The 22,303-nt window shown below is 71.3% G+C and carries 21 protein-coding genes; 13 read left to right on the forward strand and 8 right to left on the reverse strand.

Annotated elements, in window-relative coordinates; translation table 11 throughout:
• Nucleotides 1–46 precede the first annotated feature (46 nt).
• Nucleotides 47–1,009 carry an aldo/keto reductase gene (locus ACFT2C_RS15960; RefSeq protein ID WP_377208042.1) on the reverse strand — a complete coding sequence of 321 codons (963 nt, stop codon included), beginning with the start codon at nucleotides 1,007–1,009 and terminating at the stop codon, nucleotides 47–49.
• 128 nt (nucleotides 1,010–1,137) lie between these two features.
• Nucleotides 1,138–2,403: a glycoside hydrolase family 6 protein gene (locus tag ACFT2C_RS15965; RefSeq protein WP_377208043.1), complete on the reverse strand. Its 1,266-nt coding sequence runs from the start codon at nucleotides 2,401–2,403 to the stop codon at nucleotides 1,138–1,140.
• 365 nt (nucleotides 2,404–2,768) lie between these two features.
• Between ACFT2C_RS15965 and ACFT2C_RS15970 the strand changes: the two genes are divergently transcribed.
• Together ACFT2C_RS15970 and ACFT2C_RS15975 are read left to right on the forward strand one after the other, a co-directional pair.
• Entirely contained in the window at nucleotides 2,769–3,773 is a 1,005-nt protein-coding gene (locus ACFT2C_RS15970; RefSeq protein ID WP_377208064.1) for a 3-methyladenine DNA glycosylase, read from the forward strand.
• Between the two features lie 41 nt (nucleotides 3,774–3,814).
• A complete protein-coding gene (locus tag ACFT2C_RS15975) occupies nucleotides 3,815–4,390 on the forward strand; it encodes a TetR/AcrR family transcriptional regulator (protein WP_377208044.1) in 576 nt (191 codons plus the stop codon).
• A gap of 124 nt (nucleotides 4,391–4,514) precedes the next feature.
• Here ACFT2C_RS15975 and ACFT2C_RS15980 read toward each other — a convergent pair whose 3' ends face one another.
• A complete protein-coding gene (locus ACFT2C_RS15980) occupies nucleotides 4,515–5,015 on the reverse strand; it encodes a MarR family winged helix-turn-helix transcriptional regulator (RefSeq protein WP_377208045.1) in 501 nt (166 codons plus the stop codon).
• Nucleotides 5,016–5,128: 113 nt separating this feature from the next.
• Here ACFT2C_RS15980 and ACFT2C_RS15985 point away from each other — a divergent pair, with 113 nt between their 5' ends.
• Together ACFT2C_RS15985 and ACFT2C_RS15990 are read left to right on the forward strand one after the other, a co-directional pair.
• Complete coding sequence (locus ACFT2C_RS15985) at nucleotides 5,129–6,067, forward strand: NADP-dependent oxidoreductase (RefSeq protein WP_377208046.1); 939 nt, start codon at nucleotides 5,129–5,131, stop codon at nucleotides 6,065–6,067.
• Nucleotides 6,068–6,102: 35 nt separating this feature from the next.
• Nucleotides 6,103–6,990: an NmrA/HSCARG family protein gene (locus tag ACFT2C_RS15990; protein ID WP_377208047.1), complete on the forward strand. Its 888-nt coding sequence runs from the start codon at nucleotides 6,103–6,105 to the stop codon at nucleotides 6,988–6,990.
• A 3-nt stretch (nucleotides 6,991–6,993) separates the two neighbouring features.
• Here ACFT2C_RS15990 and metG read toward each other — a convergent pair whose 3' ends face one another.
• Complete coding sequence (metG, locus tag ACFT2C_RS15995; protein ID WP_377208048.1) at nucleotides 6,994–8,715, reverse strand: methionine--tRNA ligase; 1,722 nt, start codon at nucleotides 8,713–8,715, stop codon at nucleotides 6,994–6,996.
• Between the two features lie 197 nt (nucleotides 8,716–8,912).
• Here metG and ACFT2C_RS16000 point away from each other — a divergent pair, with 197 nt between their 5' ends.
• Nucleotides 8,913–9,551, forward strand: a complete 639-nt coding sequence (locus tag ACFT2C_RS16000) for a lytic polysaccharide monooxygenase auxiliary activity family 9 protein (protein WP_377208049.1) — start codon at nucleotides 8,913–8,915, stop codon at nucleotides 9,549–9,551.
• Nucleotides 9,552–9,798: 247 nt separating this feature from the next.
• Entirely contained in the window at nucleotides 9,799–10,773 is a 975-nt protein-coding gene (locus ACFT2C_RS16005; RefSeq protein ID WP_377208050.1) for a phosphotransferase, read from the forward strand.
• Here ACFT2C_RS16005 and ACFT2C_RS16010 read toward each other — a convergent pair.
• Nucleotides 10,707–12,077 carry a DUF418 domain-containing protein gene (locus ACFT2C_RS16010; protein ID WP_377208051.1) on the reverse strand — a complete coding sequence of 457 codons (1,371 nt, stop codon included), beginning with the start codon at nucleotides 12,075–12,077 and terminating at the stop codon, nucleotides 10,707–10,709. The two genes, ACFT2C_RS16005 and ACFT2C_RS16010, sit on opposite strands and share 67 nt — an antisense overlap.
• A gap of 149 nt (nucleotides 12,078–12,226) precedes the next feature.
• Here ACFT2C_RS16010 and ACFT2C_RS16015 point away from each other — a divergent pair, with 149 nt between their 5' ends.
• Nucleotides 12,227–13,048, forward strand: a complete 822-nt coding sequence (locus ACFT2C_RS16015; protein WP_377208052.1) for a phosphotransferase — start codon at nucleotides 12,227–12,229, stop codon at nucleotides 13,046–13,048.
• On the opposite strand, the gene ACFT2C_RS16020 is transcribed toward ACFT2C_RS16015, so the two are convergent.
• Complete coding sequence (locus ACFT2C_RS16020; protein WP_377208053.1) at nucleotides 13,021–13,581, reverse strand: CGNR zinc finger domain-containing protein; 561 nt, start codon at nucleotides 13,579–13,581, stop codon at nucleotides 13,021–13,023. The genes ACFT2C_RS16015 and ACFT2C_RS16020 overlap by 28 nt on opposite strands.
• Nucleotides 13,582–13,619: 38 nt before the next feature.
• On the opposite strand from ACFT2C_RS16020, the gene ACFT2C_RS16025 reads away from it, so the two are divergent.
• The 3 genes from ACFT2C_RS16025 to ACFT2C_RS16035 all read left to right on the forward strand — a co-directional run bounded on the left by ACFT2C_RS16025 (nucleotide 13,620) and on the right by ACFT2C_RS16035 (nucleotide 18,791).
• Complete coding sequence (locus ACFT2C_RS16025) at nucleotides 13,620–14,618, forward strand: DMT family transporter (protein WP_377208054.1); 999 nt, start codon at nucleotides 13,620–13,622, stop codon at nucleotides 14,616–14,618.
• 39 nt (nucleotides 14,619–14,657) lie between these two features.
• On the forward strand, nucleotides 14,658–17,429 hold the full coding sequence (locus tag ACFT2C_RS16030; protein WP_377208055.1) for a DEAD/DEAH box helicase: 2,772 nt from the start codon (nucleotides 14,658–14,660) through the stop codon (nucleotides 17,427–17,429).
• 114 nt (nucleotides 17,430–17,543) lie between these two features.
• Nucleotides 17,544–18,791, forward strand: a complete 1,248-nt coding sequence (locus ACFT2C_RS16035) for a hypothetical protein (RefSeq protein ID WP_377208056.1) — start codon at nucleotides 17,544–17,546, stop codon at nucleotides 18,789–18,791.
• A 32-nt stretch (nucleotides 18,792–18,823) separates the two neighbouring features.
• Here ACFT2C_RS16035 and ACFT2C_RS16040 read toward each other — a convergent pair whose 3' ends face one another.
• Nucleotides 18,824–19,576, reverse strand: coding sequence for a TSUP family transporter (locus tag ACFT2C_RS16040; RefSeq protein ID WP_377208057.1), 753 nt, complete (start codon nucleotides 19,574–19,576; stop codon nucleotides 18,824–18,826).
• A 177-nt stretch (nucleotides 19,577–19,753) separates the two neighbouring features.
• Here ACFT2C_RS16040 and ybaK point away from each other — a divergent pair, with 177 nt between their 5' ends.
• Nucleotides 19,754–20,254 (forward strand): Cys-tRNA(Pro) deacylase, encoded by a 501-nt coding sequence (gene ybaK / locus ACFT2C_RS16045; RefSeq protein WP_377208058.1) that lies wholly within the window; start codon nucleotides 19,754–19,756, stop codon nucleotides 20,252–20,254.
• A gap of 112 nt (nucleotides 20,255–20,366) precedes the next feature.
• On the opposite strand, the gene ACFT2C_RS16050 is transcribed toward ybaK, so the two are convergent.
• On the reverse strand, nucleotides 20,367–20,780 hold the full coding sequence (locus ACFT2C_RS16050; protein ID WP_377208059.1) for a YccF domain-containing protein: 414 nt from the start codon (nucleotides 20,778–20,780) through the stop codon (nucleotides 20,367–20,369).
• An 87-nt stretch (nucleotides 20,781–20,867) separates the two neighbouring features.
• Between ACFT2C_RS16050 and ACFT2C_RS16055 the strand changes: the two genes are divergently transcribed.
• Complete coding sequence (locus ACFT2C_RS16055; protein WP_377208060.1) at nucleotides 20,868–21,641, forward strand: YggS family pyridoxal phosphate-dependent enzyme; 774 nt, start codon at nucleotides 20,868–20,870, stop codon at nucleotides 21,639–21,641.
• Nucleotides 21,642–21,745: 104 nt separating this feature from the next.
• The gene (locus ACFT2C_RS16060; protein WP_377208061.1) at nucleotides 21,746–22,261 is read left to right on the forward strand and encodes a GNAT family N-acetyltransferase; all 516 of its coding nucleotides are present in this window, start codon (nucleotides 21,746–21,748) and stop codon (nucleotides 22,259–22,261) included.
• The last annotated feature ends 42 nt before the right edge of the window (nucleotides 22,262–22,303 follow it).

Consider the following 22,303-nt stretch of genomic DNA (forward strand, 5'->3'; position numbering starts at 1 on the left):
CTCGAAGCCGTATGAGCAACAAATAGCCCGCACTCAACGACCTGGGTCAGGACGGGAAGATGGCGTCCAGCTCCGTCAGGTCCTTCGGTGTCGGCGTCCACGACCACGCCTCGGCGTTGCGGCGCACCTGCTCCGGCCGGGTCGCCCCGGCGATCACGGACGACACCTCGGGCCGGGACAGGAGCCACGAGAACGCGACGTCGATCTCGGCCACGCCCCGCTCCCGGCAGAACGCGCCGAACCGGTCCAGCGCCTCCCACGGCGCCGTCTCCAGCAGCTGGGGCTTCGCGATCACGAGGCGCGAGCCGTCCGGCCGGGCCCCGCCCGAGTACTTGCCCGTGAGCAGGCCGTTCGCCAGCGGGAAGTACGGCAGGACGCCGATGCCGTACGCCTTGGCGGCCGGCAGCACCTCGCGCTCCGCCTCGCGGGCGAGCAGCGAGTAGTGGTTCTGCGCGGACACGAACCGGGTGCTGCCGGTCGACCGGGCCACGTGCTCGGCGTCGGCCACCTGCCAGCCCTTGAAGTTCGAGTGGCCCACGTAGCGCACCTTGCCGGAGCTGACCAGGTCGTCGAGCGCGGCGAGCGTCTCGTCGATCGGGGTCGCCGGGTCGGGCGTGTGCAGCTGGTAGAGGTCGATCCAGTCGGTCCCGAGCCGGCGCAGCGACGCCTCGGCGGCGCGCACGATATACCGGCGCGAGCCGCGAGCGCCGAAGTCGTTCCCGTTGGCGCCGTGCATGCTGGCCCCGAACTTCGTGGCGACGAGCACGTCGTCGCGGCGGCCCTTCAGCGCGGCGCCGAGCAGTTCCTCGGACAGCCCGCGGCGGGCGCCGTAGACGTCGGCGGTGTCGAAGAAGGTCACGCCCGCGTCGATCGCGGCGTCGACCAGGGCCGTCGCGCCCTCCGCGGTCTCGGTGACGGTACCGGCGCGGCCGAGGTTGTTGCACCCCAGACCGACGACGGGAACGGACAGGCCGGAGCGCCCGAGGCGGCGCAGGGGGAGGTCGGACATGGTGGCACTGTACGACGGCGGCGTGGGCGGTTGTCTCTGACCAGTCGGCCCGGAGGGAAGCAGGCAGGCGTGCCGTCGCACGTCGGGACCTCGGGGTGAGGATCGGGTCCCGACGTGCGACGGGCTGCTTACGGGATGGTCGGCACAGCCTGCACGATCAGCTCGCGCGCCTGCTGCACGAACCAGCCGCCGGCCGCGGGGTCCTCGATACCGCGCGCGGGGTCGTTCGGGCCGCTCGTACCGCGATAGCACTTGCCGTCGGACTCACCGGGAACCTTGATCCACAGGTGGGCGTCGACGAGCGCGTTGCCGGTGTCGAGCGTGGGACGGGGCCCGAGTCCGCGGCCCGGCGGGTTGCACCACTCCTGCGGATCGCTGTAGACGCCGTCCGGGGAGTCCCACGGGCCGCGGCCGTTGCGCGACGTGTCGATGACGAAGTGCGTCGACGGCTCCACCGACCCGAGGATCAGGTCGTAGCGGGAGTCGATGCCCGACGTGTTCAGGGCCGGGTTCGAGTTGCCCGCCGACCACACGCCGTAGTTGTTCATCGCCACACCGGACCAGCCGGTGGCCGGACCGCCGTTCCAGTACTGGTTGGGGCAGCCCCAGTAGTTCAAGGGGACCACTTGCGTGACATAGGCGATGCAGGACGAGACCCAGCTGCCGTAGGCCGTGGAGTTCGCCGTGTACTGGTAGTTCGACGTGTTGACGAAGAAGCCGTCCGCATCCTGCACGCCCGCGCGGATCAGCCGCGAGACGTTGTCGCCCACGGTGAGCCAGGCGCTGTTGCCGGCATCGAGGTAGACGGTCGTGCCGGGCAGCGCGCCGATCTCGTCGACCGCGTAGTTCAGCATGTCGAAGCGATCCTGCGCCGCCGTGACCGGATTGGCCTCGGACGGGCGGCACGACTCGAGCGTGGCGTCGATGTTGGTGTACCACGGGATGATCCCGAGCCCGTCCGGCTCGAGGACAACGATGGCCGTGTCGTCGCCGATACCGGCGACGACGCCGTCGATCCACGCCTCGTACTCGGCGACGGTCGTCGCGCCGCCCGCGGAGTACCCGGCGCAGTCACGGAACGGGATGTTGTACGCGACGAGCATCGGGATCTTGCCTGCCGTGCTCGCACGGCCGACGACGTCGGCCGTCTTGGCTTCGACCTGCGCGGGCGTGCCCTGGGTCAGCCACGTCGCCGTGGGGTAGCTGCCCAGCAGCTCGGCGTCGGTCTTCGCCTGGCCGGTGAGGCCGGCCGCGGCCGTGAGGGTAGAGCTGTACGGGTCCACATAGAGCTCGGGCGGATCGACCAGTGTGCTCGATGGTTTCTCGGTCGCTTGGGGCGGCGGGGCGGCCAACGCGGGGCCAGCGAGGGCTAGGCCGGCAACGAGACCGGCCATGACGGCCAACCCACCAGCTGCGGACCGACGTGCACGGCTGCGTGTGAAATGGAGCATTAGAAATCCTCCGACCTGCGAAGACGGCACTGTCTCATGGTCGAACCGGCAAGAACGCCGTTGGAAGTAAATCCAGCACTAAGCAGACAAAAGTCTGTCAGAGGGTTTTACCGGGCGTCAAGCCCATGTCGCGATATATACGACTTGGGTCGGCGGGCCGAGATCCTCTCACCACCAGCACCGGTGCAACCTCTTACCCTGGACCGGTGAGCACTGTCCTCGGCGAGTCGATCGCGCCCGACGCCGTCGCGCGCCAGGCCGTCGTGGACGAGGCCGATGTGCGACCGCCCGGCATGCGCGGACCCGGGATGTCGCCCACCCGGGTTCTGCTGCCCGAGGAGTGGCTTCCCCCCGCCGCCGCGCATGCCGATCGAGCGGACGCCCTCACCGCCGTCTGGCGCGAAGCCCGCGATGCGGGGCGCAAGCACGCGATCGAGGACTTCCTCTTCACGTACTACCCGACCCGCCTGGCGCACCTGCGCCGCTGGAACCCGGGCGCGGGCGTCGCCCTCGCGCTGCCGGACAGCGGGGCGGGTGCCCTCGAACCGGGCGGAGGCACGCCTGGCACGACCGATCCCGAAGACCGCGCAACGTGGCGGTGGCACACGACCCTCCGACGAGACGCCGCTCCGGCCGGCTCGGGCGCGCCCTCCTCCGTCACGGCTTCCTCCGTAAGCCCCCACCTCGTCACGCTCGACCTCGGCGCCTTCCTCGCCGACCGCGGCGACACCGTGCGGTACGTGCGCGAGCTGCTCTCCGCGACGGCGTCGCGCCCGGGAACGTTCGGCTGCTTCGGGCTTCACGAGTGGGCGATGGTCTACCGCGACCGGGCGGCGGGGCGCGACCAGCGGCATCCGCTGCCGCTACGGCTCGGGCACGCGGGGACGGACGCCGTCGTCGAGGCGAACCCCGTGCGCTGCTCGCACTTCGACGCGTTCCGGTTCTTCACGCCGGAGGCGACGTCGCTCAACCAGCTCCAGCCCACCCGCGCCGCTCAGGTCGGCATGGAGCAGCCGGGCTGCCTGCACGCCAACATGGATCTCTACAAGTGGTGCCTGAAGCTCGGCCCGGCCGTGCCCGGTGACCTGCTGCTCGACGCGTTCGAGCTGGCCCGCGACATCCGCTGGACCGACATGGCCGCGTCGCCGTACGACGTGTCGGAGTACGGCGTCGCCGCCGTCGAGATCGAGACGCCGCACGGCAAGGCGGAGTACGTGCGGCGGCAGCGCGAGTACGCGCGTCGGTCGAACGATCTCCGGCTTCGGCTGATCGAGGTCTGCGACGCGGTGCTCGCCAACGGCTCGGCCGGATAGAACAAGGCGCGCGGCCTCTCGCCGCCTTTACGATTGCCACCATGTCGTCCGACCCGCCCAAGAAGCTCCGCAGCGATGCAGCAGAGAACGCAGAGCGCGTCATGGCCGCCGCGGTTCGGGCGGGGCTCGGGGAAGGGAGAAACGTCCCCCTCGCCCAGATCGCGGCGGACGCAGGCGTGGGGGTGGGAACTCTCTATCGCCGGTACCCGAACCGGGCAGCTCTCCTGGAGGCGCTGGAGGTGCGCGCCTACCTGCTCCTCATCGCCGAAGCCGAGGATGCGCTGGCGGCCGGCGAGTCGGGTCTTGACTCGGTCGATCGTTTTCTGCGCCAGTCCTTCGTCCATCGCGACCAGCTCGTTCTTCCTCTCCATGGCGCACCGCTCACCGAAGGCACCGAGTCCGCTCGGCTCCGGGACAAGATGAAGGCGACCATGGCGGCGATTGTTGAGCGTGGGCACGAGGACGGCACGCTTCGACCCGAGGTGACGGGCTGGACCATCGTCAGGTTCGGGGCGATGTTGGCGCAGCCGATGTCGAGCGTGGAGGGATGGGCCGAGAGCGCGGCTGAGCAGCGGTCGGTGTTCATACGCGGAATCTCGAACCCTGGGACCACATAGCGGATCGAGCGCCACCCAGCGCGGGACCACCCCACAAGCGGACGAAATCGTCCGCTTGTGGGGTAGTCTGAGCGCGTGCTTGTACACAACAGTGCGGGTCGTCCCATGAGTGACGGCGTGGAGGTCAGCGCGCCTTGCGTCGACGCGGGGCCGCGGAACGCGGGGGCGCCGAGCGCATGTGGTCGCGGACCCGGCCCAGCACGTCGGCCAGGACCTCGACGTCTGCACGCACCAGGGGCTCGAACAGCAGCCCGTCGAGCACGGCGATATGGCCGGGGAAGACCTTCGCGAGGGTATCCCTGCCCTGATCGGTGATCGTGACCGTGGTGCTGCGCTCGTCATCGGGGGACGGCGCGCGCGTGACCAGCCCGCGCTGCTCCAGCGTCTGGGCCTGATAGGTGAGGCCGCTGCGGCTGTAGACGACGCCGTCGGCGAGGTCGGTCATGCGGCAGCTCCCATCGGGCGAGTCGCCCAGCCGCGCCAGGAGCTGGAACTGCACGTAGCTGAGATCGCCCGCCTCCCGCAGCTGCTGCTCGACCGTATGCCGCAGGAGGCTGCTGACCTCGATGAGCGCAAAGTACGCGCCCAGCTCGGTCGGGTCGAGGGGACGAGGTGGATTGGCCATGTCGGCAAGTCTACCGGTGCTACAAAGTCGAAGCACTTGTTTCGAACTCGAAGCAGTGCTACCGTCCTCCTCAGATGCTTCGAATTCGAAGCACAGACCGAGAGAAGGCAATCATGAAGGCAGTGCGTTTCCACGAGTTCGGTACCCCCGAGGTCCTCCGCTACGAGGACGCCGACCAGCCCGTCGCCGGAGAAGGCCAGGTGCTCATCCGGGTGGCCGGCTCCGCGTTCAACCCGGCCGACAACGGCATCCGAGGCGGCAACCTGCCGATCCCGGTGACCCTGCCGCACGTGCCCGGCTACGACGTCTCCGGCACCATCGACGCAGTCGGCGACGGCGTGACCGACTTTCAGGTCGGCGACACGGTCGTCGGCTTCATCCCGATGACCGAGGACGGCTCCGCGGCGCAGTACGTGGTCGCCCCCGCGGACGTCCTGGCCAAGGCCCCGTCGAGCATCGACCTCGCCGACGCGGCCGCGCTGCCGTCTGTGGCGCTCACCGCCTGGCAGGCGCTCTTCGACGAGGCCGGGCTCAAGGACGGTCAGCGACTGCTGATCATCGGCGCCGGCGGAGCAGTAGGCGGGTACGCCGTCCAGCTCGCCAAGCGAGCCGGCGCCTACGTCATCGCCACCGCGAGCCCGCGCAGCCATGACACCGTTACGGCTGCTGGTGCTGACGAGGTCATCGACCACACGACCTCCACCGTCCTCGACTCGGTGACCGAGCCCGTCGACGTCCTGCTCAACCTGGCACCTATCAGCCCCGACGAGTTCGCGGCCCTGGTCGCCCTCGTCCGTGACGGCGGCGTCGTCGCGGCGACGACCGCGTGGATGCCCACGCCCAGCGACGACAAGCGTGGAGTACGCGCCGCGGGAATCTTCCTCCGTGCCGACGCCGACGAGCTGACCCAGCTCGTCGCCCTGGTCGACAGCGGTGAGCTCACCGTCGACGTCGCCCAGCGCGTCTCGCTGAGCGACCTCCCGGCGATCCACGCACAATCGGCCGCCGGCGAGCTCCGCGGCAAGGTCGTGGCCGTCCCCGACGCCAGCTGATCCGTCTTCGAACCTCACGAGAGAGAAGTAGCAACATGTCGTTCACACAACGACCCCCCATCGCCGTCATCGGCGCAACTGGCCAGCAAGGCCGCAGCGTTATCGATGCGCTGCACGACGCCGACGTCCCGGTCCGCGCGCTCGTCCGCGACCCCGACTCCCCCGCGGCCCGCGCGCTGCGTGCGGCCGACACTGAGGTAGTCCAGGCGGACCAGGAGGACGGCCAGTCGCTCGCCGACGGACTCGCCGACGTCGCCGCCCTCTTCTACATGACGACCTTCGAAGGCCCAGAAGGCCCAGCAGGCGAGGTGCGTCGCGGACACGCTGTCGCCGACGCTGCCGCCCGGGCGAATGTTCCCCACGTCGTCTACTCCTCAGTGGGCGGCGCCGAGCGCGACACGGGCATTCCCCACTTCGAGAGCAAGTTCGACGTGGAGAACAGGCTTCGCGCGCTCGTGCCCGCCACGATCCTGCGTCCCACCTTCTTCATGGAGAACCTGACCGCGCAGCTCACGCCCAACCAGGACGGCGAGATCGTGATCCGCATGCCGATGCCGGGAGACGTGCCGGTGCAGATGATCGCCGTGCGGGACATCGGCCGCGCGGCTGCACAGCTTCTTCTCCAGCCGAGCGCAATCGACGGCCACGCGATCGAGGTCGCGGGCGACGAGCCCACGCTCGACCTCGTCGCCGCCCAGGCCGGCGAAACCTTCGGGACGCCGGCTCGATTCGAGACCATCCCGCTCGAGTACCTCGGCGACGACGAAGACCTCAAAGCGATGTTCCGATGGTTCGCCGAAGGATCCGCGTACCAGGCTGACCTGGCACGGTCACGCTCGCTGGTCCCGGACGTCAGTGACCTTCGGTCGTGGCTGGTCACGCACCGTCAGCAGGAGCTGGCGGAGCAAGGAGCGCGGCGTTGAGGATCAGTCGGTCTCGCCGGCGCCGAAGCGCTCGCGGAATCCTTCGAGGTCCTCGTCGCTGATCTTGGCGAACAGCACCGGGGGCACGGTGAAGCTCGCCCCGGCGGGCACCGCGTCCAGCGACGTCGCCACCTCGGGCGTGACCCAGGTGGCGGCGTCGTCGTCGAGCGTGAACACCCCGCGCAGGATCGCCGCCGTCGCGGGGATGAACGGCTCGGAGACCACCGCGTACAGGCGGATCAGGTTCATCGCGGTACGCAGCGAGACCGCTGCTGCATCGGGATCGACCTTGACCTGCTTCCACGGCTCCTTCTCCACCAGGTACGCGTTGCCCGCCGACCACAGCGCGCGCAGCGCGTTCGTCGCCTTGCGGTACTGGAGGGCCTCCATGTGCTCCTCCAGCTCGGCCACAAGCCGGGCAACCTCGGCCCCGAGCGTCGCCTCCGCCTCGCCCGGCTCGCCACCCGCCGGCACCGTGTCGCCGAACCGCTTGGCGGAGAACGTCAGGACCCGGTTGACGAAGTTGCCCAAAGTGTCGGCCAGGTCCTTGTTCACCGTCCCGGCGAAGTGCTCCCACGTGAACGAGGAGTCGTCCGACTCCGGCGCGTTCGCGATCAGGAAGTACCGCCAGTAGTCGGCCGGCAGGATCTCCAGCGCGGCATCCGTGAAGACGCCGCGCTGCTGCGACGTCGAGAACTTGCCGCCGTAGTACGTCAGCCAGCTGAAGCCCTTGACGAAGTCGACCATGGTCCACGGCTCGCGGACGCCGAGCTGCGTGGCCGGGAACATCACCGTGTGGAACGGGACGTTGTCCTTGGCCATGAACTGCGTGTACCGGACGTCGTCGGCCTGGTACCACCAGGACTTCCAGTCCCGGGCCTGGCCGCCGCCAGCGGCGTCCGCCCATTCCTTGGTCGCGCCGATGTACTCGATCGGGGCGTCGAACCAGACGTAGAAGACCTTGCCCTCCGCGGCGAGCTCCGGCCAGGTGTCGGCCGGGACCGGCACGCCCCACTCCAGGTCACGCGTGATCGCGCGGTCGTGGAGCCCCTCGGCGAGCCACTTGCGCGCGATCGACGTCGACAGCAGCGGCCACTCCTTGCTGTTCTCGTCGATCCACGCCTCGACCTCGCCCTGCAGCTTCGACTGCAGCAGGAACAGGTGCGTGGTCTCGCGCACCTCCAGGTCGGTCGAGCCGCTGATCGCCGAGCGCGGGTCGATCAGGTCCGTGGGGTCCAGGACGCGGGTGCAGTTCTCGCACTGGTCGCCGCGCGCCTTGTCGTAGCCGCAGTGCGGGCACGTGCCCTCGACGTACCGGTCGGGCAGGAACCGGCCGTCGACCGGCGAGTACACCTGCCGGATGGCGCGCTCCTCGATGAACCCGTACTCGTGCAGACGACGCGCGAAGTGCTGCGTGATCTCCGCGTTCTGCTGCGAGGAGCTGCGGCCGAAGTAGTCGAACGTCAGCCCGAAGCCGTCGTAGATCGCCTTCTGCGTCTCGTGCGCCTGCGCGCAGAACTCGGCGACCGGCTGCCCGGCCTGCGCGGCGGCGAGCTCCGCCGGCGTGCCGTGCTCGTCCGTGGCGCAGATGTACAGCACCTCGTGGCCGCGCTGGCGCAGATAGCGCGCATAGACGTCCGCCGGGAGCATCGACCCGACCATGTTCCCCAGGTGCTTGATGCCGTTGATGTACGGAAGCGCACTGGTCACAAGATGCCGAGCCATCGCTGGATGCTCCAATTCGTGGGTTCTGGTCGTTGGGGCTCAGGCTATTGCCCTCGTCCAACTGAATCCTGACGCCCCGCAGTACGTAGTAGCCCTACTTGTCCCCATCTCCCGCAGTTCCTAGCGTCGAGGTGTCGCACCCCAGCACCCAGGAGTAGTCCAGGAACTTTCCAACTTCACATCACGAGGTGAGCCCCATGAGAGTCACCGCACTGCACACGCCCGCCGCCAGAGTCCTGCTCGGCGTCTTCGCCGTACTGGCCCTGACCCTGACGGCGCTGGTCGCCGCACCGAGCTCCATGACACCCCACGCCCAGGCCCACGGCTGGGTGGTCTCACCGCCCAGCCGGCAGGACCACTGCGCCAAGCGGACCGTGAGCTGGACCTGCAACGGCGTCGAATGGGAGCCGCAGAGCGTCGAGGCCCCGAAGGGTTCGATGCTCTGCTCCGGAGGCAGCCGCTTCACCACCCTCGACAACAGCTCGCTCGCATGGCCGCGCACGAACATCGGCAGCACGCACACCTTCCAGTGGACGCTGACGGCCTTCCACCGCACGGCGACCTGGGAGTACTTCGTGGACGGCCAGCTCTTCACGACGGTGAACGACAACGGCGCCGCCCCGCCGGCGACCGTCACGCACACGCTGTCGGGCCTGCCGAGCGGCAACCACACGATCCTGGCGCGGTGGAACGTGTACGACACCGCGATGGCTTTCTACGCCTGCATGGACGTGAACGTCAGCGGCGGCGCGAGCGCGGCTGCGGGCACCGGCACGACGGCGGTCGACGCCGAGCTCCGGAGCGGAGGCGGGCGCCTGCTGGCGACGCAGCAGTAACGGGCCGCGGAGCCGGAGAAACGGCACGCGCGGCAATACGAACGGCTGGTGTCCGACGTCGGGCACCGGCCGTTCGCGCGCCTCCGCCGAAGATTTACGGGATTCCGCGTACGCGCTTCCTGTGGCACGACCGGCGTCCTGTCCGCCGTCCGACGCGCGCGCCGGCCCAGCGACCCGTGTTGCCCAGTGCCCGCGAGCGCCACGAACCAGGAGCACTTTTTCACCCGCTCTATGGGACGATATTGAGGTGTCGAGCGCGCTCGTCGGCATCAGTCCGACGCCCGTCGAAGTACCGCCCGTCGTACACGCCTTGGCCGAACGGCTACGGACCGGGGCGACGGTCGTCCCCGTGTGGCGCAACGAGTACGGCGGCCTCACGGTGCGGCTCGAGGATCGCCGGGCGGCGCCCGACCTCGCGCGAGAGCCGGCGCTGCAGCCCGATCGGGTGCCCGCGCGGCGGCCGGCCCAGCTCGCCAACCCGAGGCCGAGCCGCGGCGGGCGCAGGGCCGCGCGGCGCAGGAGCCACAGCGCGTACCTGAAGTGGGTGCCGCACGGCGCACCGTGCCCTGACCTGCTCGCCGAGGCCGACCGCCTGCTCTGGGCCGGCTCGTTCGCGCCGGTCCCCCGCGTGCTCGGCGCCGGACGGGACACGGGCGGCTCGTGGATGCTCACGGCGGCCGTCGAGGTCGGCGGGGCCGTGGCGACGTCGGCCATCGAACCCCAGTGGCGCTCCCGGGGCGAGCGCTCGGCGATCGCGGTCGGCATCGGCCTGCGCCGCTTCCACGACGCGCTCCCGACGGACACCTGCCCGTTCGTCCGGACCGCGGAGGCGCGCGTCGCCGCGCTCCCGGCCGAGCCGGTCGGTGCGGCGCGCACCACCACCGGGATCTCGCCCCGTCCGGTGCCGTCGGTCGGCCCCCCGCCGCCGGTCGACAAGCTCGTCGTGTGCCACGGCGACGCCACGGTGCCGAACACGCTCCTGGACCACGTCGGCCGGTTCGCGGCGCATGTCGACGTCGGCGACCTGGGCGTGGCGGACCGCTGGTCCGACATCGCGGTGACCACCCGCAGCGTCACCCGCCGCTACGGTCCCGGCCTGGAGCCGCTGGTGCTCGCCGCGTACGGCGTCGCGCCCGACCACGAGCGCACCACGTACTACCGCGCGCTGTGGGACGCCGAGGAGGCCGCCCGGGCCCGGCGCGGGGCGCGGCGCGCGTCGTAGACCCGGTGCATGAGCAGCTCGATCGGCCCGCGCGGCCAGCACCGCAGCCACAGCGGCGCCACCAGCATCAGCGTCGCCGAGATGCCGGCCCAGATCGCCACCGCCTGCCACGCCCCGCCCCCGGCGAGCCCCAGGCCCCAGTCGTAGCAGAGCGCCGAGGCCAGCACGTTCTGCAGCACGTAGCACGACAGCGCCGTCCGCCCCACCGCCTCGACGCCTCGGCGGAACAGGCCGACCGGGCTCCGGGACGACCGTGCCCGGCCCTGCGCCTCCGCCCAGGCCCGCTCCCGCACCTGGGCACGCGCCTGCGCCCGGCCGACGAGGGTCGTGCCCAGCGCCAGGATGCCGAGCGCCACCAGCGGCGGCACCAGGTACCGGTCGACGAGGAACCAGTCCGGCCCGGCCCATGTGGTGAGCGCGTTCAGCGGGATGCCGGCGCCCAGCCCGGCCCACGCGAGCCGACGGCGCAGCCGCGCCCCCTCCGCGGACGTCGTGAACACGCCGGCGCGCACGAGCCGCGAGCCCACGACGAACAGCACGGTGGCCGACGGCACGATCAGGATCAGCTCGATCCGGAACGCGTCCATGTGCGTGAGCCGCAGCAGCAACTGGTCGAGCCAGCTCGCCGTCGAGAGGGCCGCGGCGTCGGCCGACGCGCCGCCGTCCGCCCCGGACCCGCCGTCCGCCCCGGACCCGCCGTCCGCCCCGGACCCGCCCGACGTCGCGACGAGCAGCGCGGTGATCCCGACGATCCCCGCCACGTAGACCGCCGCGATCACGCCGCCCCAGGCGCGCACCACCCGGTCGCTGCGGCCGATCAGGTAGGCGGCGAGCAGGGACGCGATCGCGTACCCCATCAGGACGTCGAACTCGAAGACGAGCACGTAGTGCACCAGGCCCTCGACGAACAGGATCCCGGCGCGCAGGGCATACCGGCCCGGCCAGGGCAGGCCGCGCCGCACCATGGAGCGGTACTGCAGCTCCAGCCCCACCCCGAACAGCAAGGTCAGCAGGCCGAGGAACTTGCCGTTGGCCAGCGCCTGCAGCACGCGCTGCACCGGATCCGCGGTGGCGAAGCCGTCGGAGATCCACGCCGCGGGGCCGCCCGGCGCGGTGAAGATCCAGATGTTGCTCGCGAGCGTGCCGAGGATCGCGATCCCGCGCAGCACGTCGAGCGCGGCGATCCGGCCCCCGGTACCCATCGCGGTGTCCGACGGCGGAGCGGCACCCGACGGCATCGCGGTGTCCGACGGCGGAGACACCGTCGCCGCAGGTGACGGGCTTACGGGCTGGTTGGTAGGCATGCCCCGACCCTGCCGTGGCGGCCCGGCGGCGTCGTCGGCCATCCGGGCGATCTGTCCGGGCCCGCGTACATCTTTCGGAGTACTCCGACGCCGGGCCGCCACCCGAGATCACGTCGTGACGCCTTGATCTCGTCTGGCACGCTGGCGCCATGACTATCCCCTCCGGCGAAGTCCTCGTGCCCGACGTCGTACGAGAGCTCGCCGGCGGCTCCCGCGTCGTCCCGGCCTGGAGCAACCAGCTCGGCGGCCTCACCTTCCGCATCGAGCCCGTCGCCGGCCAGCTGCCCGACGGCGGCGCGCGGGCCGAGACCGGACAGCGCGCCTTCTTCGTGAAGTGGGCACCCCGCACGGAGCGTGCGGCCATCGAGCGGGTCGACCTGGCCGACGAGGCCGCGCGGATGCAGTGGGCCGCGGCCTACACGCGGGTGCCGCAGGTCCTCGAGGTCGGCGCCGACGAGGACTCGGAGTGGCTGGTCACGGAGGCGATCGAGGCGCGCTCCGCCGTCGACCCGCGCTGGCTGGCCGAGCCCGAGACCGCCGCCCGCGCCATCGGCGCCGGGCTGCGGGCGCTGCACGACGCCCTGCCCGTCGACGAGTGCCCCTGGACCTGGAGCATCGCCGACCGGATAGCGGTGGCCGAGGACCTGGCCGCCCAGGGCCACCCGGCCGAGGGCTGGTCGGCCGAGACCCGCGACCGCCTCCTGGACGCGCCGGACCACGACCGGCTCGTCGTCTGCCACGGCGACGCCTGCGCGCCCAACACCCTGCTCGCCGACGACGGCGCCTGGGCCGGGCACGTCGACCTCGGCTCGCTCGGCATCGCCGACCGCTGGGCCGACCTGTCCATCGCCACGTACAGCCTGGGCTGGAACTACGGCCCCGGTTACGACCACCTCGTGTACGAGGCGTACGGGATCGACGAGGATCCCGACCGGGTCGCCTACTACCGGCTGCTGTGGGACCTGGGCTGAACCTCCGCGCGGCGCGCCCGGTGGGCCGCCTGGGCGTTGCGGTTGCTGCACGTGGTGGAGCAGTAGCGGCGCGAGCGGTTGCGGGACAGGTCGAGGACCAGCCCCTCGCAGTCGCTGTCGGCGCACACGGCCAGCCGCGAGAGCTCGTCCTCCCGGATGACGTCGATCATCGCCATCGCGGTCTCCACCAGGATGCGCGTGGCGAGCGGGGCATCCGCCGGCACCGCGTGGATGTGCCAGTCGACGGGCGGGTGCCGCACGAGCTGGGGCACCGCGCCGGCGTCGGCCAGCATCTCGTTCACCAGGTGCGCGGCCGAGTCGCGGTCGGCGACGAGTAGCTCGCGCAGCCGCGGCTGGAGCGCCAGCACCTGGTCGAGCTCGGCCCGCGTGCGGTCGTGCCGTCCCGTGTAGCCGTACCGGACGAAGAACTCGTCGAGCTCCGCGACCGTCACGAGCGTGACGGGCGGCTCGCCCGCGTTCACGAGCGCGACGGCGGCCTGCAGCGACTCCTCGGCGTCAGGAGTGAAAACCATGTTGACACATTACCCCGCCCACCCTAGCGTCAGGACCCATGGGCATCGTGACACCTGACACCGGCACTCCCGACGCGAGCGGGAACGGCGTCGTCCTGGCTCGCCCGACGCGCCGCCTGACCACCGGCCTGGTGTTCGCGGGGGTCTCCGCCGCGGCCTTCAGCCTGTCCGGGGTGTTCGCCAGCGGGCTGCTCGACACGGGCTGGAGCCCCGGCGCGATGGTGCTGGTCCGCGTCGCCATCGCGGCCCTCGTGGTGCTGCCGCTCGGCATCCTGTCCCTGCGCGGGGACTGGCGTCCGGTGCGCCGCAACCTCGGGCTCATCGCGATCTACGGCGCGCTCTCGGTGGCGGGCTGCCAGTTCGCCTACTTCTCCGCGGTGCAGCTCATGCCCATCGGCCCGGCCCTGCTCATCGAGTACACGGCGCCGGCGGCCGTGGTGCTCTGGTTCTGGCTGCGGCACGGCCAGAAGCCGACGGTCGCCACCGTCGCCGGCGCGCTGCTCGCCGCCGTCGGGCTGGTGCTCGTCCTGGACCTGGTCTCCGGCGCCCCCGGCGCCACCGCGATGGATCCGGTCGGCGTCGCGTGGGCGCTGGTCGCGATGCTCGGCGCCGCCAGCTACTTCGTCATCAACGCGCACGCCGACACGGGCCTGCCGCCGCTGGCCCTGGCCGCAGGCGGCCTGACCACGGCGTCCCTGGCGCTCGGCCTGCTCGGCGCGACCGGGCTCATGCCGCTGGAGTACAGCACGGCGTCCCCGGTCTACGCCGGGACGGAGGTGGCGTGGTGGCTGCCGCTGCTCGGCCTCGGCGTCGTCACCGCCGCGCTCGCCTACGTGGCGGGGATCGCCGCGGGGCGCCTGCTGGGCCCGCGGCTGTCCTCGTTCATCGGGCTGTTCGAGGTCGTCTCCGCCATCGGGTTCGCCTGGCTGCTGCTCGGCGAGCTGCCGCGGACGATCCAGCTCGTCGGCGGCGTCCTGATCCTCGCCGGCGTCATAGCGGTCCAGGCAGGCGAGAGGCGGACGGGCCCGACGCCGTAGGGCAGCACGCTTCACCCGCCTGCAAGAATGGGGGCCATCATGACCGCGCCCTCCTCGACCACCACCACGACAGCCACCTCGACGACCGGCCGGTCCGGCCCGGCGTCGGGCACCCCGAAGCCCGCCGGGACCCTGATCCCGTACCTGCCCGCGCCCACGGGCAAGGACCCTGATCCGGACGTCCTGTTCGAGAGCTTCGGCGAGTGGGCCGCCGCGGGCGGACGGTCGCTCTACCCGCACCAGGAGGAGGCCCTCCTGGAGGTCATGACGGGCTCGCACGTCGTGCTCGCGACGCCCACCGGCTCCGGCAAGTCGATGGTCGCGATGGGCGCGCAGTTCGCCGCGCTGGCGGCCCACCGGTCCGGGCGTGGCGGCCGCACGTACTACACGGCACCGCTGAAGGCGCTGGTCAGCGAGAAGTTCTTCGATCTGGTGGCGGCGTTCGGCTCGAAGAACGTCGGCATGATGACCGGCGACTCCGCCGTCAACCCGGACGCCCCCATCATCTGCTGCACCGCCGAGATCCTCGCGAACCTCGCGCTCCGCCGCGGCAACGGCGACGGCGAGACCGGCACCGGTACGAGCACTGGGGCCGCCGACGACGACGCCATCGCGCAGGTCGTGATGGACGAGTTCCACTACTACGGCGACCCGCAGCGCGGCTGGGCCTGGCAGGTGCCGCTGCTGGAGCTCAAGGACACGCAGTTCGTCCTCATGAGCGCCACGCTCGGCGACACGACCCGCCTGCGCGAGGACATCGAGGAGCGCACGGGCCGCCCCGTCGCCGAGGTCGCGGACGCCGAGCGCCCCGTCCCGCTCACGTTCTCCTACGTCGTCGAGCCGCTCACCGAGGTGATCCAGGAGCTCGTGACCACGCACCGTGCCCCGGTCTACGTGGTCCACTTCACGCAGAAGGACGCCGTCGAGCGCGCGCAGTCCCTCCTGTCGATGAACGTCTCCACGAAGTCCGAGAAGGAGGCGATCATCGCGGAGATGGGCGCCTTCCGGTTCGGCACCGGGTTCGGCAAGACGCTCAGCAAGTTCCTGCGGCACGGCGTCGGCGTGCACCACGCGGGCATGCTGCCGAAGTACCGCCGCCTCGTGGAGCGCCTCACGCAGAAGGGCCTGCTCAAGGTCGTGTGCGGCACCGACACCCTGGGCGTCGGCATCAACGTGCCGATCCGCACGGTGCTCCTGACCAGCCTGGTGAAGTTCGACGGCGAGCGCATGCGCCACCTGAGCGCCCGCGAGTTCCACCAGATCGCCGGCCGGGCCGGCCGCGCGGGATTCGACACGGTGGGCGAGGTGCTCGTCATGGCGCCCGAGCACGTCATCGAGAACCGCAAGATCCTGGCCAAGGCCGGCGACGACCCGAAGAAGCTCAAGAAGATCGTCCGCAAGAAGGCGCCGTCGGGCTCCGTGAACTGGACCGACGCCACCTTCGAGCGCCTGCGCGACGCGGATCCCGAGCCGCTCGTCTCGCAGTTCCGCGTGAACCACGCGATGGTGCTCAACGTCCTGGCCCGCGCCTCGGCCCGTTCGGGCGGCGACGGGACCGATCCCGTGGACGCCATGCGGCACCTCCTGACGGCCAACCACGACACCGAGACGCAGCAGGCCGAGCACGTGCGGCAGGCGTTCCGGATCTACAGGTCGCTGCGGATCGCGGGCGTCGTCGAGAAGGTCCGGGTACCCGACGCCGACGGGCGGCTCCGGCCGTCGGCCCGCCTCATGGTGGACCTCCCGCGCGACTTCGCGCTGAACCAGCCGCTGTCGCCGTTCGCCCTGGCGGCCATGGACCTGCTCGACGTCGAGAGCCCGACGCACGCGCTCGACGTCGTCTCCGTCATCGAGGCCACCCTCGACGACCCCCGCCAGGTGCTCATGGGCCAGCAGAACCGGGCGCGCGGCGAGGCCGTCGCCGCCATGAAGGCCGAGGGCCTCGAGTACGAGGAGCGCATGGAGCTCCTTGAGGAGGTCACGTGGCCCAAGCCGCTGGCCGACCTCCTGGAGCCCGCGTTCCAGGCCTACCGCCGCACCAACCCGTGGGTGGCGGACGCCGAGCTCTCCCCCAAGTCGGTGGTGCGCGACATGGTCGAGAAGGCCATGACGTTCGCCGAGATCGTGAGCGTGTACGGGCTGGAGCGCACCGAGGGCGTGGTGCTCCGCTACCTCGCGGACGCCTTCCGGGCGGTGCGCCAGGTGGTCCCCGACGAGCACCGCACCGAGGAGGTGCAGGAGATCATCGAGTGGCTCGGCGAGCTGGTGCGCGGCGTGGACTCGTCGCTGCTCGACGAGTGGGAGCGCCTGGCGAACCCGGTGGACGACGACGCCGACCTCGTCACGGACGGCGAGCTGGCCGACGCCGGGGCCGAGGCCCCCGCGCGGCCCGTCACCGGCAACCCGCGCGCGTTCCGCCGGCTGGTCCGCAACGCGATGTTCCGCCGCGTCGAGCTCGTCGCCCGCGAGTCCTACGGGGCGCTGGCCGCCCTGGACAAGGGCTGGGACGCCGACACCTGGGCCGACGCCCTCGACCCGCTGTTCGAGGAGCAGGGCGACGACGCCGTCGGCATCGGCCCGGAGGCGCGCTCCGCCGCGCTGCTGACGATCCTGGAGCCGGGCGCCGAGCTCCCGGGCAGCGCCGCCAGCGGCGAGACCAGCCGCGTCGAGCCCGGGACCTGGTGGGTGCGGCAGGTGCTCGACGACGCCGACCGCAACCACGACTGGGCCCTCACCGCCCGGGTCGACCTGGCGGCGAGCGACGAGGCGGGCGAGGTCGTGCTGACGGTGGTCGGCGTCGGGCAGATCTGAGCAAACTGCTCTTTGGGTGAATATTTACCATTCGAGGTAGATTTCGTACACTTCTGTTACTTGAGTCAGGGTCAGCAACGCCGCCGGCCCTGCCCGGACGACAGGAGTGTTCTCATGCGCTTCCGCCCCGCCGCACTCACCGCCCTGTTCGCGCTCATCGTTCCCGCCGCTCTCGTCGCCACGGCGGCACCCGCCGCCGCGGCACCCCTGGCCACCGACGGACCCGGCGACGGCACACCGTGGGTCGTGACCCTCGGCGACTCGTACATCTCCGGGGAGGCCGGCCGCTGGGCCGGCAGCTCCAACGACGACTACCGGCGCGCCGACGCGCTCGGCTCGCACGCCTACCACGACAACACCGACGGCACCGGCGAGGTCATCGCCCGCTGCCACCGCGCGTCGTCCGCCGAGGCCTACATCGGCGGCGGAGTGAACGGCCTCAACCTCGCCTGCAGCGGGGCCACGACCGCCACCTCGACCGGCACGTACTTCAAGCCCGGGATCGACTTCTACTCCAGCGGCGGTAACAAGGGTCAGGCCCTCATGCTCCAGGAGGCCGCCGCCACCAGGAACGTCGGCATGGTCGTGGTCTCGATCGGCGGCAACGACTTCGAGTTCGCGAGCGTCGTCCAGGCCTGCGTGGTCAACTTCCTCACCTCGCCGTCCTGGTTGAAGAACTACTGCCACGACGACGACTCGGTCGAGGACAACTTCACCGCCGCCAACGTCGCCGCCGTGCGATCCCGGGTGGCCGGCGCGCTCCGCAACGTCGCCACCGCGATGAGCAACGCCGGGTACAGCACCTCCCAGTGGACGCTCGTGGTCCAGACCTACCCGTCGCCCGTACCGAACGGCTCCGGGATCCGGTACTCCGAGTCCGGGTACACGCGCCAGTCCACCGGCGGGTGCGGCCTCTGGAACCAGGACGCCGACTGGGCCAACTCGACGGTGCTGCCCACCATCAACGGTGCGCTGCTGGGCGCCGCGTCCGACGTCGGGCTGCCGAACGTCCGCACCCTCGACATGACGCACGCGTTCGACGGCAAGCGGTTGTGCGAGAGCGGCGTCGGTCTGTACGAGGAGGTGGGTCTCGCGAGCTGGCAGTCCGCCGGCGCCGTCGACCGGACCGAGTGGGTCAACCAGATCCGCACGGTCACCACGATCGGCGACTCGCCGTACTTCGTCCAGGAGTCGCTGCACCCCAACTACTGGGGCCAGCTCGCGATGCGCAACTGCCTGCGCCAGGTCTGGAACGGCGGGAACCCGCGCAGCGGGAGCTGCGCCGTCGGCAACCTCGGGGCCGCGCGACTCACACAGTCGGGCGAGCCGTCGATGCTCCTGGGGCCGCTCGACAAGGGCTGACGCGACACGTGCGGGCTGATTCGGCGTCGGCGTCAGGCGAGGCCTAGGAGACCGCGGGCCAGCGTCGCGAACCCACCCACGTAGGCGAGCGCCACGAGCACCTTGCGCGTGGCGCTCGCCGAGATCCGCCCGACGAGCAGCTCGCCCAGCCCGATGGACGCCACCAGCGCGACGAAGACCGCCACCCACTCCCAGACGGCCAGGTCCGGGAACGTGGCGTCGGCGACCAGGAGCTTCGCCGTCATCGCCGCCAGCGCGTTGGTCAGGAAGATCGGCTGGGCGGTGGCCGCGAACGCGCGTGGGTCCCAGCGGTCGAGCACGGAGTAGACGGCGATGGGCGGGCCGCCGATCCCCGCGGCGACGCTGCCGAACCCGGCCGCCGCGCCCGTGACCAGGAGCGGGAGGCGAGCCTCCGACCTGAAGGGCCGCTCCGCGCCACGCAGGCGCGAGGTCACGAGGGCGAGCGTCATGCAGATCACGACGATGCCGCCCACGCTGATCTCCAGCGCGGGCGCGCTGGCGTCCTTCAGGAGCAGCGCCGCCGGAACGCTGACCGTGATCGACGCGCTGACCAGCCAGCCGTAACGCCGCCAGTCGACCCGGCGGATCGTGCGCCCGAGCACCAGCAGCGCCATCATCGCGCCCACGAGGTTGACGAAGAGCACGCCCTCGATCGGGCCGATGAGGAGCACGATGAACGGGCCGGCGACGAGCCCGAAGCCCATCCCCGCCACGCGTTGCAACGAGCCCCCGACGAGGATGGCGACGATCAGGAGGGCTAACACGTTACCCACGCTAACTGATTGCTGTCCTACCGAGTTGCCCGGGAATCGACGGCACGGGGCGGCATGGGACGGCCGCAGGACGGCGCGGCGCGGCGGGGCATCGCTGCAGGAGGTGCTGCAGGAAGCCTCGCGGAAATTCTGTGCGCCGCCCCGGACCGGACGAGGCAGAATCGCGTCGTGGCCAAGAAGACAGCACGCGCGACCCACGGGACCCCCGCCGTCGTATCGCTCGAGAAGGCGGGCGTGGCGCACACGCTGCACCCGTATGAGCACGACCCGGCGAGCGACATCGGCTACGGCATGGAGGCGGCGGAGGCGATCGGCGTCGAACCGCCGCAGGTGTTCAAGACGCTGCTGGCCGACGTCGACGGGAAGCTCGTCGTCGGCATCGTGCCCGTGGACCGCAAGCTGGACCTCAAGGCCCTGGCCCGCGCCGCGGGCGGCAAGAAGGCGGCGATGGCCGAGCCCGCCGCGGCCGAGCGCGCCACCGGGTACGTGGTGGGCGGCATCTCGCCGCTCGGCCAGAAGACGCGGCACACGACGGTGCTGGACGAGTCCGCCGAGGCGTACGACGTCGTCTACGTCTCCGGAGGCCGACGCGGCCTGGACATCGGCCTGGCCCCGTCGGACCTCCTGACCCTGACGTCGGGCAAGACTGCCCCCATCGCCCGCGACTGACCCTTCGGACGCCGGGTGAGAACGGGTGTCTCGGTGGTCGAGCTTGTCGAGACCCGGGTCTCGACAAGCTCGACCGCCGAATAACCGTTCTCGACGGGCCAGCCGTAGGCCGTCAGGCCGCGGCGACCTGCTTGCGGTAGGTCGGGAGCAGGGCGTCGCTCGGCACGATCTGCTTGCCGAGGGGCATGAGCGAGACCGGGATGAGCTTGAGGTTCGCCCACGCCATCGGGATGCCGATGATCGAGATCACCAGCGGGATCGCGGTGACGATGTGACCGAGGGCGAGCCACCAGCCGGCGACGATCACCCAGATCACGTTGCCGATCAGGGAGAACACACCGGAGCGCGGGCTCTCGACGACCTCACGCCCGAACGGCCACAGGGCGTACCCCGCGATGCGGAAGGACGCGATGCCGAACGGGATGGTGACGATCAGCAGGCAGCAGATGATCCCCGCGAGCATGTACCCGAGCCAGAGCCCGAACCCCGCGAAGATGACCCAGATGATGTTCAGCAGCGTCTTCATAGGTCCATCCTTCCGTAGCGCAGCAGGTCGGCGGTACCCGGCAATCCCCTGACCCGACCCTGAGGTCCACCGAAATAGACTCGCCCCGTGCCAGATCAGTCTCAGCCCTCAGCGCCCCCGCTCGCATCCGGGTCGATCGCCGAGCGCCTCGCGCTCGTCCGCGGCCGCATCGCGACCGCCGCCGTCGCCGCGGGCCGCGACCCGGGCGAGGTGCGGCTCCTCGTCGCGACGAAGACGCAGACGCCGGACGCCGTGCTCGAGGCGCTGGCGGAGGGCGTCTCCCTGATCGGCGAGAACCGCGTGCAGGAGCTCGTCGCGAAGGCACCCGCCGTCGCCGGCCGGATCGCGGACGGCTCGCTCGAGGTGCACATGATCGGCCACCTGCAGCGCAACAAGATCAACCAGGTGCTCGCCACCGCGACGTGCCTGGAGACCCTCGACTCGCTCGACGTCGCCCAGGCGATCTCGGACCGCTGCGTGCGCGACGCCCGCACCGGCGACCGCGCCCTGGAGGTGATGGTGCAGGTCAACGTCACCGGCGAGGTGAGCAAGTCCGGCGTCGGGCCCGACGACGCCGCCGCGCTCGCCACCGCCGTCGCCGCCCTGCCGGGCCTGCGGCTGACCGGGTTCATGACGATCGGCGCGCGCCTGGACGACTCGGGCGAGGAGCCGGTCCGCGCCGGGTTCGCCCGGCTGCGCGCGATCCGCGACGAGGTCCGCGCGTCGGGCGCCCCGGGCACTGGCTCCGCGACCGAGCTCTCGATGGGCATGACGGGCGACCTGGAGCTCGCGATCGCCGAGGGCGCGACCATCGTGCGGGTGGGCACCGCGGTCTTCGGACCGCGCCCGGCGCCCGCGTGACCGCGTGACCGCCACCACTCTTTGACGCAGGTCACAGACGTGCGCGTGGCCCGACGGCTAAGGTCGTCGGGTTCCCCCACCCCCTGACTTGGAGCGATCGAGCCATGCCCACGGCCACCCTGCTGCGCCCCGCCACCGACATGGACGTCGATCGCCTCGTCACGCTGAACAACGCCTCGATCCCCGCCGTCCCGGACACCCCGGCCGACGACATGGCCGAGCTGCTCGGCGCCTCGTCGCTCGCCCTGGTCGCCGTCGACCCGGAGACCCCGGCCGACCCCCTCGGCTTCGTCGTCGCGCTGGAGGGTGGCGAGGACTGGTCCGGCGAGAACTACGCCTGGTTCGAGGAGCGCGGCCTCGACCACCTGTACGTGGACCGCATCGTGGTGGGCGAGGGTGCCCGGGGCCGCGGCATCGGCAAGCTCTTCTACGACGCCGTGTTCGACGCCGCCCGCACCGCAGGCCACGACGTCGTCACCTGCGAGGTCAACCTCGACCCGCCGAACCCCGGCTCGCTGCGCTTCCACGGCCGCCTCGGGTTCTCCGAGCGTGGGCAGCAGCTCACCAAGGGCGGCGACATCCTGGTCGCCAAGCTGGCCGCCGAGGTAACCCCCGCCTGACGCGAGGGGTCCGCGAAGTAGAGCGTGTGTCCGAGTCCCCCC

The sequence above is a fragment of the Promicromonospora sp. NPDC057138 genome (genome assembly GCF_042670845.1).
Classification (GTDB): Bacteria; Actinomycetota; Actinomycetes; order Actinomycetales; family Cellulomonadaceae; genus Promicromonospora.

Bases quoted from the DNA above. Each gene is read 5' to 3' on its own strand.
- ACFT2C_RS15960 (WP_377208042.1), bottom strand. From the start codon at position 1,009: ATGTCCGACCTCCCCCTGCGCCGCCTCGGGCGCTCCGGCCTGTCCGTT.
- ACFT2C_RS15965 (WP_377208043.1), bottom strand. From the start codon at position 2,403: ATGGCCGGTCTCGTTGCCGGCCTAGCCCTCGCTGGCCCCGCGTTGGCC.
- ACFT2C_RS15970 (WP_377208064.1), top strand. From the start codon at position 2,769: ATGTCGCCCACCCGGGTTCTGCTGCCCGAGGAGTGGCTTCCCCCCGCC.
- ACFT2C_RS15975 (WP_377208044.1), top strand. From the start codon at position 3,815: ATGTCGTCCGACCCGCCCAAGAAGCTCCGCAGCGATGCAGCAGAGAAC.
- ACFT2C_RS15980 (WP_377208045.1), bottom strand. From the start codon at position 5,015: ATGGCCAATCCACCTCGTCCCCTCGACCCGACCGAGCTGGGCGCGTAC.
- ACFT2C_RS15985 (WP_377208046.1), top strand. From the start codon at position 5,129: ATGAAGGCAGTGCGTTTCCACGAGTTCGGTACCCCCGAGGTCCTCCGC.
- ACFT2C_RS15990 (WP_377208047.1), top strand. From the start codon at position 6,103: ATGTCGTTCACACAACGACCCCCCATCGCCGTCATCGGCGCAACTGGC.
- metG (WP_377208048.1), bottom strand. From the start codon at position 8,715: ATGGCTCGGCATCTTGTGACCAGTGCGCTTCCGTACATCAACGGCATC.
- ACFT2C_RS16000 (WP_377208049.1), top strand. From the start codon at position 8,913: ATGAGAGTCACCGCACTGCACACGCCCGCCGCCAGAGTCCTGCTCGGC.
- ACFT2C_RS16010 (WP_377208051.1), bottom strand. From the start codon at position 12,077: ATGCCTACCAACCAGCCCGTAAGCCCGTCACCTGCGGCGACGGTGTCT.
- ACFT2C_RS16015 (WP_377208052.1), top strand. From the start codon at position 12,227: ATGACTATCCCCTCCGGCGAAGTCCTCGTGCCCGACGTCGTACGAGAG.
- ACFT2C_RS16020 (WP_377208053.1), bottom strand. From the start codon at position 13,581: ATGGTTTTCACTCCTGACGCCGAGGAGTCGCTGCAGGCCGCCGTCGCG.
- ACFT2C_RS16025 (WP_377208054.1), top strand. From the start codon at position 13,620: ATGGGCATCGTGACACCTGACACCGGCACTCCCGACGCGAGCGGGAAC.
- ACFT2C_RS16030 (WP_377208055.1), top strand. From the start codon at position 14,658: ATGACCGCGCCCTCCTCGACCACCACCACGACAGCCACCTCGACGACC.
- ACFT2C_RS16035 (WP_377208056.1), top strand. From the start codon at position 17,544: ATGCGCTTCCGCCCCGCCGCACTCACCGCCCTGTTCGCGCTCATCGTT.
- ACFT2C_RS16050 (WP_377208059.1), bottom strand. From the start codon at position 20,780: ATGAAGACGCTGCTGAACATCATCTGGGTCATCTTCGCGGGGTTCGGG.
- ACFT2C_RS16060 (WP_377208061.1), top strand. From the start codon at position 21,746: ATGCCCACGGCCACCCTGCTGCGCCCCGCCACCGACATGGACGTCGAT.